This is a genomic window from Methanolobus sp. ZRKC4, from assembly GCF_045291305.1.
Lineage (GTDB): Archaea > Halobacteriota > Methanosarcinia > Methanosarcinales > Methanosarcinaceae > Methanolobus.
Genome location: NZ_CP146983.1, coordinates 2,602,750 through 2,614,991, shown reverse-complemented (window position 1 = coordinate 2,614,991; position 12,242 = coordinate 2,602,750). Strand labels below are relative to the sequence as shown.

The following is a 12,242-nucleotide window of genomic DNA, read 5'->3' as shown; positions in this document are numbered from 1 at the left end:
CAGACATGAAAGACTCACTTTATGCAATAGACAGAGGGAACTATCCTCTCCCATCCTATATTGCGCGATGTGCCCAGCTTGCAATGTGCCTTGAAGTCTCATCCTCTCCAAAACCCGGCAATGTGGACAGACACGACGATTATGAGGATACGCGTTACGAGCATTTTCTGGCATCTGCTATCAGTATGTATCCGGTTATAGAAGAAGTTTCATCAGAGACAAAGGGTATTGGCAGGTTTATCAGGAATGCTGTTACCGAGAGTGCAAGATGGCAGAAAGGAGGAAACACTCATTTCGGTGCAATTATACTGCTTATACCTCTTTCAATGGCAGCCGGAAAAATTCTCAAGGAAAAGGATACATTTTCACTTTCCGAAATCACCGAATGTGCAAACAGAATCGTGAAAAATACGGATACATCAGATGCTATTGATTTCTATAGTTGTTTTGAAGCTGCCGGGGTGAAGGTCAATCCTGCAGATGAGTTCGATCTTCAGAATCAGGAAGCTATTGATGAGCTAAACGAAAAGGACATGAGTCTCTACAAACTAATGGATATTGCCAGGGGATACGACCTGATAGCAAACGAGTGGGTCACTGGTTTTAAAAGATGTGCTAATTGTGCTGAAATAATAATTGATGGTATGAACGGTAACCTTAATCCAAAGGTTAAAACTGACATCAATGACGTAACCGTCTATGCTTTTCTGAAAACACTTGCTGAGAATGAAGACACCTTCATCAGTACTAAGTACGATGATGAAACTGCTACTTATGTGTCAGGGCAGGCAAAATTAATATTTGGAGAAATATATAAAACGAATGAAGACTTTAATACTATACTACCATTGATAAAAAAACTGGATGAAGAGCTTCTGGAAAGAAAAATAAATCCAGGGTCCACGGCAGACATTGTAATTGCAGGTCTGTTTATCTCATTGCTTGCAGGAGTCAGGTTCTAATGCTTAATAAGATAAAATATGACAATTATGGTATTTATGACGGAATTTCCGAAACTATTGTAACAACTAACAAGGGATGGACGCCAAACGCGGCGCCTATGGGGATAATAAGAAAAAAAGACAAATTATTCGTACGTATGTTCAAAGGTTCTAATACCTACAACAATGTGCTTTCAGAGAAAACTCTCGTCGTAAATATTACTTTGGACCCTTTGGTCTTCGTCAATTCAACATTTACTGACCTTGATGATTCTGATTTTGAAAGCGTGAATATAGGTGGCAGGAATTTTGCTGCTCTTAAAAAAGCCCAGTGCTGGATCGCTTTTGATTGTACGAACACTAAACTTACATCAGAAGCACTTGTAACAGAACTTGTGCCTGTAGGAACCCGTATGAATAAGCCACTAATAAGAGCACCTAATCGTGGATTTTGTGGTGTCATAGAAGCCTGCATACATGCTACCAGATACCAACTGACAGAAGATGAAAAATATCTCAAGCTAATCAAGGCATATGGAGACATCGTGGAAAAATGTGGCGGAGAAGCCGAAAAAGAAGCAATGAAGCTGATATATGAGTTTCTCTAAAATTTCTCCTGTCAGAAAGATATAATATATAAAAAACCGTTTTGTGCGCTATGAAAAAAACAGTTGCATGGGGCATTACTGGTGCAGGACACTTCCTGACATCCAGTTTTAGAATTTTCGATCAAATAAAAAATGAACATGATATCAGAGTGAATACTTTCCTTTCAAGTGCAGCCGAAGAAGTGGTAAGGATGTACGGACTTGAAAAGGATCTGGAAACAATATCATGTGGAGATTACCTTGAAGAGATATTCCTTGAGACCCAGCAGGGTAAAAGCTGGCCCAAAACCGGCCGCTTCCTTCTTGAAAAATATGATGCACTCATTGTCACCCCTGCCACATCCAATACCGTGTCCAAAATAGCACATGGAACCGCTGACTCTCTTGTTAGTAATGCTGTGGCACAGGCAGTGAAGGGAAGTGTGCCTGTCTATGTAGTACCTGTTGACATCGCAGGTGTCGTTGTGTCCGAGCTTCCTTTCGGGATAGACAGGGAACTTTGCCGCAAATGCAATCCATGTCCACCAAAAGACAACTGTCCGAATAATGCCATAGCTGACCAGATAGACCTTCTTAAATGCAACGGATGCGGCCTATGCAAGGAACTTTGCGATTACAACGCAATCAAAGGCGGACCTGTGGAACTGAAAGTAAGGGATGTCGATACAAGGAACGTGGAGATTATCAAAAACCTTGAAGGTATTACCGTCCTTGAAAAGCCGGAAGACATACCTGGAATTCTCGCAGATATCTAAGTTAAGAGAACTTCATCTGATCTTATTATCTTATTCCAAGACGTCTTCCAAGTTTATTCAAATGACCGACAAACATCTGTTTTACAACAAAGGACGTTGGAGTTTTTCCACCACCGGGACTGGTATGGCCTTTGCGTATGGCATCAAGCACAGCTTCAACTGTTCCGGACTCTGCGTCTATATTTGTATATGACCTGCCAACCATCTCTGCTTCGTGAGAATCACTTCCACCGACCATGGGAAATCCCAGTTCCTGAGCAGCTTTTCTGGCTTTGTTATTTGGACCATCAGTTACACAACGGGAATTCAACACTTCCACTGCATCAGTATCCAGCCCTTCAACATAGCCGATGCCGTGGGATGTCATTTTAAAAGGATGAGGAATAACTACAACAGCTCCCTGTTGTCGTGCTTTTTTGATGGTTTCTTCAGGACTTAGTCCCGGCTCTATAGGTTCACGGATACCAAGTACAAGAATATGACCTTTGGATGAACTTACTTCCACCCCTGGTATGACAATAATATCCGAACCGATTTCCTGTGCTCTTTTTGCACACTTAATTCCACCTTCTATGGAATCATGATCACATATTGCAAAACCATCCAGACCATTCCTTGAAGCATACTTCAGGATGTCATCGTGGCTTGCATTGCTATCCTTGGAAAAAAAAGAATGCACATGAAGATCAAACTTCATAGAAGTATCTTAGTCTTCAGAGTTTATAAAGATAATTTAAAAATAGTTGGTTGCGAACGGGAAAATAGAAGTTTGTGGTTGGTTGGGTGGTTGGATAGGATTGGTGGTACATTAGAGAAGTTACCCGTTCGCATGTTTACAAACAACTTTATTCTATATATATATAGCGCTGCTAATAAAATAGTTCAGCACCAAATATCATGTATTTTAAGGTAGTTTTTCCACTAAAGAAATGGCTTTATTTATAATCTTGTCCCTCGCTTCAAAATCGATTGAAATACCTTTATCGTACACTATATTATGAACAAGACCCTCATCAAATATCCATGCTACAAGGGACATCCCTTCCTCGGACATGGGGAAAGAGAGACTGATCCGCTCCCATTCAGGAAGTTGATTACGTATCTGCGCTTTTAAATCATCAAACCCAAAACCACTTTTTGCAGACACAGCTACGGGATTAGGAGCAAGATAACCAAGATCCAACATACGTTCCTTCAGTTCTTTTTCATCTACAAGATCAGTTTTGTTGAAAACTGTAACAATAGACACGTCCTGCAGTTGGTCCCACATCGTTTCATGACATACAAGCAATTTTTTGCGTATATTTTCCGGATCTTCTGAAGAGTCTACAACCAGAAGGACAACATCTGCAAAGAATATCTCATTGAGAGTAGAGCGAAAAGCATCGACCATCCAGTGCGGAAGATCTTCAATGAAACCTACAGTATCCGTAAGCAAAACGTCCCTGCCATCCACATTCAAACAGCGGGTTGTAGGAAGTAGTGTGGTGAACAACATATCCTTAGACTCGACATTCTCACCTACAAGAGCATTGAAAAGGGTACTTTTTCCTGCGTTGGTATACCCGGCAAGTGCCACCAGTGAAAAACCCCGGGAGTGCCTGTGAGCCCGGAGGGATTCGTTGTCCTTCTGTATCGTTTCCAGTTCTTTACTGATACGTATCATCCGATTCTTCACATCCTGGGCATATGAGTCCTCATAACCTCCAAGACCCATGAAACCCGGGCGCTCTTCTTTTTTAAGTATGGAGACTATAGCCCTTGCCTTTGGAAGCTCGTACTCAAGTCTTGCAAGCTCCACTTGCAGTTTTGAACGATGTGTTGTTGCACGGGTTGCAAATATCTCCAGGATGAGCTGGAATTTATCAATAACTTCGCAGCGGCACACCTCAGAGAGATTATATACCTGCATTGTACTGAGCTGATTGTGAAAAATAATCTTATCAGCTTTCAGATGAACGACCATTTGAGCTAATTCATCCACCTTTCCTCTCCCAAGATGAAACTTCCTGTCAGGATGCCTGGTCTGGGTTAGTTCACACAGAACTTCATAACCTGCCGCTTCAGCCAGTTCCCTGAGCTCATTCAACTGAAGTATGTTCTTGCCATCTTCAGACCTTGGGTCATTCCGCTTTACTAAAATAACACTTTTCATAGGGATACCCTGATTTCCTGAATGGTCATTGAATGCCCATCTCTTTAAGAAGGAGTTTCCTTGCACTTAGGGAAACATGATGTGCAATCTCCATGCAACGCCTCTCGCTTAAGGATTCTTCGTATTTGAACTCCGTTGAAAACATGCTGTCGATAAGCCACTGGGGCTTGTTATACATGTCGCCTGGCTCTGTAACAATTGTACCACCGAACCTGAGTTCTGAAACGGTAGCTTCAATCATCTTCACAACATACGGGACGTCAGGGGCAGATCTGCTCCTGAAGGATCTGATGGCTATCTGATTCACTTTCTCAACATGATCAGGAGTTACGGATGCAGCGACCGCCGCACAAACCATGAGATAATAGTCCTTTACCTTGTGGCGGCCCGAAATATCCACCGCAATTATGTTAAACATCTGCTAAAGCAAAGACAGGTATATTATATAAGTTTGAGCAGAATTTTTACATTTGCATTGACACTTACATCTTTATCCTGCCGATATCGATATACTCAAGACCACTTGTAAATTCCACAGCATATAGCATCTGTTTCCTGACACTGTTGGCAAGTCTTACTGCCCTGGACATGAGAGGAAGGAAGAATTCATAGTCCTGCGGAATTGCATGGACCAGGTGATCCGAATGAGGAAGCTTGCTCAGGGATTTAACTTCATTGTATACCCTGAAGTGAGTGCCAAACTTGAAACCGGTCTTAGGCACAAAACCTCTGCTTCGAAGGTCAACATATGTGCTATACTTGCGTTCAAAATCAGGATCAATAGAGGATGCTGTCTCTGAGAATTCGGCAAGGTCAGGAATATTGCCCGTTGTGCCATCCTTTATCTTTATGACACCCTGCTCCATCAGGTAAGCCGACTCTACAAGGGAAAGCTGAAGACGCTCATCATCAAGTGGCTTCCCGTAAAATCCATCTTCATAGAGCAGATGTGAGGCCTGTTCATCCCATATAAGGACACGGTCCTCCAGCATCGTTGCAGGAATTGGTTCATCCTGTGGTAAAATTGTCTCCATGCTCCCCTTTATATCTGCTTTTTTCACTTCATAATATGTGAGATCACTTTCCTCATCAACGATAGCAAGTATCATCTGCTTGCGTACATTTTCCGCAGCATTGACAGACGGAAGCAGATCGGACAATGGCATGGGTATGCGCTCGGACCTGACATAAACAAAGCTCTTTGCAGGCGTTTTCCCAGGATGACCTCCCCTTGGATATACCCTGAAATCGGTGACACCGGACTGCACATAGAAACCTCTTTCCCTGAGGTCTTTGTAGACGATGTATTTCAGTTCGAAATACTGCTGCCTTTTCGCAGCTTCAGTAAAGAATTCCTCAAATACAAGAGTTCTTCCGTCCATTTCAATATCGAGCTTCTTCTTGTAAAGTAGATACGCCGCCTCAACCAGTGTAAGCTCAAGGGTATCACCCTTCTGCCGCCCGTAATAGCCGGTTTTGTAGAGTTCGTTTATTGCCTGTTTTCCCGGCCTTTACCCTATCGTTGACAAGTTTTCCGATCAAAAAGTTCACCTGAATTAAATAAGAATATGTGTAAGAATGTATATGGATTCAAATATTGGACTAACTATTTAACCATAGTGGACTGGAATCTGCAATTTCAAAATAATGACTGGTGTAAGAATAAAAGCAGAACAACAAAATCGGGTGCATGCAGAATAAATTAAAAAATTCGAAAAAGAAGCCTGAACCCTCTCTCAGAGATAGGCTTCTGTCACATACCTTCGCATCATCCTGTGGCAGTTGAAATAGTAGGCTATCATCTCTACGGAGTTCTTCATTATAGTCACCCATTCATCTCTTCTTTCATAATACTTTGGTATTACATTATACTCCAGTTTGTTGTAAAGATCATCAAGTTCCATCATTTCTACTTGTTCCGGGGACTTGTCCACTTCGGGTTTAGGTCCGATGGCATATCCGGTTACGCCTTCCACGCAGCCTTCCAGCCACCACCCGTCAGGTACGCTGAAATTCACAACTCCATTGTGAGCTGCTTTCATACCGCTTGTACCTGAAGCCTCGAAAGGTCTTTTTGGTGTGTTTAGCCATACATCCACACCTGAAACCATTTTTAAGGCAAGATTCATATCGTAATTTTCCAGGAAAGCTATCTTTATTTCGCTTTTGAGTTCTTCAGCATACCTGAATATGCTTTCAATGAACTGTTTACCCTGAATATCACGTGGATGAGCCTTTCCTGCAAAGATCAACTGTATCTTTCCGGCTTCATTCACCTTTCTGAGTCTTTTAAGGTCTGAAAAGATAAAAGTAGGCCTTTTGTACTCAGTAATACGTCTGGCAAAACCAATAGTCAGTGTATCATAATCCATATCAGTTCCGCATTCACTGTTAACATGATCTATCAGCTCTTTTTTTGCATTACCGTGGGCTTCCCATATTTCGCCATCTGGTATGCTGCGGACCCTGACAAGGAGCTCCGGCTCATTTGCCCATCCGGGAAGGTATTTATCGTAAAGCGTTCTGAAATGAGAGCAAACCCATGTATAGGAATGAACACCATTTGTAATCGAATTGAACTTGTATCCGGGGAACATTTTTTCAGATATCTGCCTGTGTCTTTTTGCAACACCGTTGACATAGTTGGAAAGGTTCAGGCCAAGGACAGTCATATTCAACTGGTGCTCTCCACCATACTTCTTCAGGATCTCAAAATCCGAATTATTCCCAATCAACTCCATAACAAGATCATGTGAGAATACATCGTGTCCGCTTTCAATAGGTGTATGAGTGGTAAAAACACACAGTTCTTTGACCGTAGAGAGAGAAGTGCCATTCTGACGTAGTAATTCAAGGGCCAGAAGACTGGAATGACCTTCATTCATATGATATTTGGTTATGGAATGACCAAGCTCTTTCAGCATCCGGACCCCACCGATTCCCAATATCATTTCCTGCTTCAACCGATATTTTCTATCCCCGCCGTAAAGACTATATGTGATCTGTCGGTCTTCCGAAGAATTACCTTCAACATCCGTATCCAGGAAAAGCACAGGAACTGTTTCCCGGGTCTGGCTTCGGTGTTCATAAAGCCATGCTTTTACCTTCACGTCTCTATTATGAATTTGAACAGTCACTTCAGCAGACAAAAGCTTCATGAAATCAGCTGGAGACCACTCTTGGGGATGTTCGGTTTGCCTGCCTGCAGAATCCAGTTTCTGCATAAAGTATCCCCTTCTGTTCAGGAGAGTGACACCAATAAGTGGAAGTCCCAGATCAGCACTTGCCCTTATTGTATCGCCTGCCAGTATACCCAAACCGCCGCTATAGGTCGGAATCTCCTTCTTTAATCCAATCTCCATTGAAAAATAAGCTATCTTACGCCCTTTTTCCAAAATGACATTATCCATATTATCATGCACCTTCATGTTCTATGAAAGATTTAATGAAAATGTTATATTAAAATTCTTTGTAACTATTCAGCCTGATAAAAACACTATCAATAGCAATCTTGACAAAAAGTTGAGACCTACATTTTATTAGGATCATTAATTTTGATTGTTGCCATTGATTGCTTTTTTGATTCTTAGGTTGTTAGTGAGCAAACATCTCCGTTTTGATTAAATCAGTATCAATAGGCTAATTGTGGTAGGCTGAATAGTTACAATTCTTTAAACAATAAAGAACTCCTGTTTAAAGATAAGCTTTCCCTTCAGTCTTTATATAAGTTCAAGGTCTTTTACAACTGCATTCTTCAGTTGTTCTCTCAAGTCAGGTACTGCTGAAAGTGCCCGTTTCCAGTCAGGCATCTGGACACTCTTATCGACTTCAAGATATGAATTACCAGTCTTCAGAAGGATATCGGAGAAAACTTCAACAAACTTTTCCTCAATATGCCGATCATATATCAGATTATTACAGATCGCATCGGCATAATGCTGGCGAATCAAATCCTGTGCAGAGCGCCTGTATTTAACGTACAATCCCTGAATAAAGGGCTTCGATATCTGTATGCTTGTTGTTTCATTGGCTATACGGAGTAAAGTCAATACAATATCATTGACCATCTTTGAAAGGCCTTCGCTGATATTTTCCCCGGTATCTTTGTGCTTATGGTCGTAGAAACCAAGATCAGTTTGACATGTTCGTTTCAACGAACTGTTCCTATATACCTCGGCAAGAAGACCCACTTCAAGCCCCCAAGATGCCGGAAACCTTAAATGAAGTGCTATATCGGATGTGAGGGCAAATTCACCTGCAAGAGTGTACCTGAATGCCTGAAGATAATCAAGAACTTCCGATTTATAGCCTACATCTGTTTGTAATGCTTCGATAAAAGGTCTGACAAAAAGCCTGAATACCCTCCCATACATCATCCTGTTTTCTTTATTGATGCGTGCATAATATCCTTTGTTGAAAAGGAAGTTTAATTTCGGATTGAGTATCGGATATAGCAATTTAGCAGGAAAACTCTTGGAATATGTAAGTATATCCGCATCGTGAAGTACAATAGCATATGCATCAAGAGTCGCAATACCCATAGCCAACCAGACATCTTTTCCTTTTCCTTTGAACTGGGAAATATCCAGGCCTTTTTCTTTCATATCTTCAATGACCTTTGAAACACACGGACCATTACACCATACAACTAAATGGATCAGGTTCAGGTTCTTAAAGAAACGAACCACCTCCTCGTACTCTTCTTTGTTGCTGGCAGCTAATGCAATGATAATTTCCGAAATGAAATTACATTTGTTCAGTTCATAAACGATATTCACAAGACTTGGATTTTCTATTTCCGAATATAACATAGGAATTATTAAGGCTGAACGTCTGCTTACTACAAGTTCCTGCAGATGATTTATTATCATGTCACCGTCATTTGAAAAATCATGTATCGTTGTTATTTTTTCCTGATAAAAATCCATTTAACCCCAGTCCCCTTTTGACTATTAATGACATAGTCCCAAATTCACACTTTCATTTAGAAGAATTGCCAGCTCCAAATCTATTGACAAAATTGTTGTAAGCACGAAGATATTCCGCATGTGGCCATATCAGAGGAATTGTCACATAAGCCAGACCATCATTCCATTTTGGATGAGAGCGTACATTCTTGATCATGGTCATTTTACTTTCCCTCAGTATGTTGGCATTTGTATAATCCTCTAACCAGAGTTCAAACCTGTCAATCGTGGAAATATGTTCAGGCAGCATGTGATTGTGGGCCATGTCCACCACCCATCCCAGATACATTTCTGCCATATCCATGTTATCAGTTTCAACATAATGATTAGCCAGTTGACATGTAAAATGGCACCAGGGACCATAACCTCCATTGTTTCTTCCCCAGTATTCAGGATACCTGTTAAGCCCGCCTATCTCAGAGTCCCACAATCTTTCATGTATTCTTTTTACCGTGGATTTTATCTTAATATCAGAATCATCCAGAAGCTCAAAATAGGCAGGTGAATATTCTACTGCATCCACATCGATGACAGTTGATGCAAAAGCATCATACCCTATGGGTTTACTGTTACGGTCTTTGACCCGGATACATTTGATAAATGACCTTCTTCGGGGACTATACAGACGAGTTAGGATGGATTCACGTATCTTTTCTGCCTCAGCCTTCCATTCAGAAACTTCCTTACCCAGAGCCTCAGCCATTTTCACAGAAGATAATATTCCAGCACAGCAAGCACAATTAGCATATATCTCAAAACCATGTTCGTAAGCAGGATATTCATGAATACTGTTGATAGTATGGATCAGGTCCACCTCATCATTCTTGTTCATGAGAATGAATCCAACAGCTTTTTCAATCTTCTCCCAATGTTTTTCTACGAAAGCCCTGTCTGCCATCTCATCAAAAAAGGAGGCACCAGTAGCTTCAAAATATTTACCGAGGGCAAAGAGCACAAGACCATTACCGTCTATTTGAAGGTCCTTATAACTTGCATCATTACCATCGACGTCATACCTCTGGGAGAATTCCCCGAGTGGTTTCTGTGCATTAAGAACGAATTCAAGAGCTTTTTTTGCCTCATCCAGCATCCCGGCAGCTACAGCCCCAAGAATATCCACAGAATGGTCTCTTGGGTATATGAACGGATAACGTGTACCTGGCGGACTTGCATAAAATCCACCATTTTCATGTTGGTTCTCTTTTAAAATCTGGATGCTGTTTTCATATATCTTGAGAGCTTCGGAATAATTCAAGATGCTCACTCCTTTTCAAGATATTCTATCCTATATATACAAAAAGAACGGTCAAGCAGTTCACTTACCTGTTCTTTTGTCATCCTGGTCTTTTCAATGGCTTCTTCGTTGTACACTTTTACATTGCTCATAACTGACTTACTGCCTACATTGTATATCCTTGTATCAGCAAGCTCAGCGCGACGTTTGCTGTAGCTGTTATGAAGTATGCCAATCACGCTTGAAAGAGCAGGAAAATTCCATGGTTCATCAGATTCTTCTTTCAGCTTATTTACAAAATTGATAAGTGCATTGAACTGGGAAGGTGTTTCACCATAGATGTTGTTGAAATCAATTAATTCGTTGCCAAAAGGACAAATCGGTAAATAGTTTATATCATCTTCCCAGGCCCCTTCAAATCCCGGTCCTTCGATATCAGCAAGTTTGATACCAATAGAAGTCATCCATTGGTATGTCTTTTGGACACCTGCAATGTCCACCATTTCCACAATACCAATTAAGAATGCTTTAGGAAGTATATTCTTTAATCGAATCATCTTCTACCCCATCTTCGTGATGATTTCGGCACAATCTACATTGATGGCCCTACCCATAAGCCCGGAAGCTATGGATTATCAAAGTCAAATGCTAAGTCTCCCAAATATATATTCTGCATTGACCGTATAAATAATGATAAGCAACAACTCACGAAAATGAACTTGAATAATATATTACAAGTAAAAACAACACAAAAAAATAACAATGTCCATGATCATTTTACCAGACCTGATATCGCCATATTCCATCCCACAGGGCCGACACCTCCAACCCTGTTGACCCTCTCATCCGTGATATTTGAATCATATTTCCCACCTGGTTTCTGCACAAGAAAAGCAATATCCACCACTTTTAGCATGGGATAGTCATTAAGACTATCACCAAGTCCAACAGTTTTTACATCCCCGAATTGTTTCCGATATATCTGTGTGAGAATTCGAACCGCTTTTCCCTTATCGTTGTCACCGATTATGTGCCAGTACCTTCCGCCACGTGTATAGTTGAGTCCCTTTGCCCTGATATCCCTAATTAACTTCTCAGCATCGCTTTCGTCACCATCCAGTTTGAAAGCTTCATCATACTCCCGCTGCTTCGCAAGACAGGCAGACTCTTGATCAAGCCCGGTATCCTCGCTCACCCCTACATCAGTCATGTCACCAAAACCCATTACATCAAACCCCCCTGATGCCGCTATATTCAACAACACGTTCCTCAGTAGATTGTAATCCGTACCAAGCTCAATTATATCATACTTATCCGTGGACCTGGAAGAAACAAAGTCCACATCAAAATACCCATGTGGAATAAAAATAGCTCCTCCATTCTCAGATATGAAAGGATGTACAATATCCAGCTTATCCACATAGACCTCAATCTCTGCTCTGGTCTTGCTGGTACAGAATATAAGCGGTATGTCTTTTTCCTTTAATTGGTTAATTGCTGGCAGTGCTGCCTCGTACGAGTATGTATCGTGATCTACCAAGGTGCCGTCAAGGTCTGTAAAAACGATGTATTGCATGTATCC

At 41.2% G+C, this 12,242-nt stretch carries 12 protein-coding genes; 3 read left to right on the top strand and 9 right to left on the bottom strand.

Annotated features, from left to right (window positions below; translation table 11 throughout):
* Positions 1-5: 5 nt before the first annotated feature.
* From V7O67_RS12770 to V7O67_RS12760, 3 genes are read left to right on the top strand one after another with little or no spacing between them, the layout of a single operon-like run.
* The gene (locus V7O67_RS12770; protein ID WP_406670169.1) at positions 6-962 is read left to right on the top strand and encodes a triphosphoribosyl-dephospho-CoA synthase; all 957 of its coding nucleotides are present in this window, start codon (positions 6-8) and stop codon (positions 960-962) included.
* The gene (locus V7O67_RS12765; protein WP_406670168.1) at positions 962-1,549 is read left to right on the top strand and encodes a DUF447 domain-containing protein; all 588 of its coding nucleotides are present in this window, start codon (positions 962-964) and stop codon (positions 1,547-1,549) included. The genes V7O67_RS12770 and V7O67_RS12765 overlap by 1 nt, the downstream gene beginning before the upstream one ends.
* A gap of 50 nt (positions 1,550-1,599) precedes the next feature.
* Positions 1,600-2,304 carry a dihydromethanopterin reductase (acceptor) gene (locus V7O67_RS12760; RefSeq protein WP_406670167.1) on the top strand — a complete coding sequence of 235 codons (705 nt, stop codon included), beginning with the start codon at positions 1,600-1,602 and terminating at the stop codon, positions 2,302-2,304.
* 25 nt (positions 2,305-2,329) lie between these two features.
* Here the strand turns inward: V7O67_RS12760 and V7O67_RS12755 are convergent, their stop codons facing one another.
* The 9 genes from V7O67_RS12755 to mpgP form a co-directional block, all read right to left on the bottom strand.
* Positions 2,330-3,001, bottom strand: a complete 672-nt coding sequence (locus V7O67_RS12755; RefSeq protein WP_406670166.1) for a PHP domain-containing protein — start codon at positions 2,999-3,001, stop codon at positions 2,330-2,332.
* A 207-nt stretch (positions 3,002-3,208) separates the two neighbouring features.
* Positions 3,209-4,459 (bottom strand): GTPase HflX, encoded by a 1,251-nt coding sequence (gene hflX / locus V7O67_RS12750; RefSeq protein ID WP_406670165.1) that lies wholly within the window; start codon positions 4,457-4,459, stop codon positions 3,209-3,211.
* Between the two features lie 25 nt (positions 4,460-4,484).
* Positions 4,485-4,877, bottom strand: a complete 393-nt coding sequence (locus tag V7O67_RS12745; protein ID WP_406670164.1) for a DUF2209 domain-containing protein — start codon at positions 4,875-4,877, stop codon at positions 4,485-4,487.
* A 64-nt stretch (positions 4,878-4,941) separates the two neighbouring features.
* Positions 4,942-5,952, bottom strand: a complete 1,011-nt coding sequence (gene endA / locus V7O67_RS12740; protein ID WP_406671485.1) for a tRNA-intron lyase — start codon at positions 5,950-5,952, stop codon at positions 4,942-4,944.
* A 243-nt stretch (positions 5,953-6,195) separates the two neighbouring features.
* Positions 6,196-7,869 (bottom strand): alpha-glucan family phosphorylase, encoded by a 1,674-nt coding sequence (gene glgP, locus V7O67_RS12735; protein WP_406670163.1) that lies wholly within the window; start codon positions 7,867-7,869, stop codon positions 6,196-6,198.
* 309 nt (positions 7,870-8,178) lie between these two features.
* Entirely contained in the window at positions 8,179-9,387 is a 1,209-nt protein-coding gene (locus V7O67_RS12730) for a glucosyl-3-phosphoglycerate synthase (protein ID WP_342304486.1), read from the bottom strand.
* A 52-nt stretch (positions 9,388-9,439) separates the two neighbouring features.
* Positions 9,440-10,681, bottom strand: coding sequence for a glucoamylase (locus V7O67_RS12725; RefSeq protein ID WP_342304487.1), 1,242 nt, complete (start codon positions 10,679-10,681; stop codon positions 9,440-9,442).
* A 5-nt stretch (positions 10,682-10,686) separates the two neighbouring features.
* Positions 10,687-11,217, bottom strand: a complete 531-nt coding sequence (locus tag V7O67_RS12720; protein ID WP_342304488.1) for a hypothetical protein — start codon at positions 11,215-11,217, stop codon at positions 10,687-10,689.
* A gap of 215 nt (positions 11,218-11,432) precedes the next feature.
* Complete coding sequence (mpgP, locus tag V7O67_RS12715) at positions 11,433-12,236, bottom strand: mannosyl-3-phosphoglycerate phosphatase (RefSeq protein ID WP_342304489.1); 804 nt, start codon at positions 12,234-12,236, stop codon at positions 11,433-11,435.
* Positions 12,237-12,242: the final 6 nt, after the last annotated feature.

What these genes read in the sequence shown, in the direction of transcription:
- glgP (WP_406670163.1), bottom strand. Translation starts at nt 7,869, where the DNA reads ATGGATAATGTCATTTTGGAAAAAGGGCGTAAGATAGCTTATTTTTCA.
- V7O67_RS12770 (WP_406670169.1), top strand. Translation starts at nt 6, where the DNA reads ATGAAAGACTCACTTTATGCAATAGACAGAGGGAACTATCCTCTCCCA.
- V7O67_RS12755 (WP_406670166.1), bottom strand. Translation starts at nt 3,001, where the DNA reads ATGAAGTTTGATCTTCATGTGCATTCTTTTTTTTCCAAGGATAGCAAT.
- V7O67_RS12765 (WP_406670168.1), top strand. Translation starts at nt 962, where the DNA reads ATGCTTAATAAGATAAAATATGACAATTATGGTATTTATGACGGAATT.
- hflX (WP_406670165.1), bottom strand. Translation starts at nt 4,459, where the DNA reads ATGAAAAGTGTTATTTTAGTAAAGCGGAATGACCCAAGGTCTGAAGAT.
- V7O67_RS12730 (WP_342304486.1), bottom strand. Translation starts at nt 9,387, where the DNA reads ATGGATTTTTATCAGGAAAAAATAACAACGATACATGATTTTTCAAAT.
- V7O67_RS12720 (WP_342304488.1), bottom strand. Translation starts at nt 11,217, where the DNA reads ATGATTCGATTAAAGAATATACTTCCTAAAGCATTCTTAATTGGTATT.
- mpgP (WP_342304489.1), bottom strand. Translation starts at nt 12,236, where the DNA reads ATGCAATACATCGTTTTTACAGACCTTGACGGCACCTTGGTAGATCAC.
- V7O67_RS12760 (WP_406670167.1), top strand. Translation starts at nt 1,600, where the DNA reads ATGAAAAAAACAGTTGCATGGGGCATTACTGGTGCAGGACACTTCCTG.
- V7O67_RS12745 (WP_406670164.1), bottom strand. Translation starts at nt 4,877, where the DNA reads ATGTTTAACATAATTGCGGTGGATATTTCGGGCCGCCACAAGGTAAAG.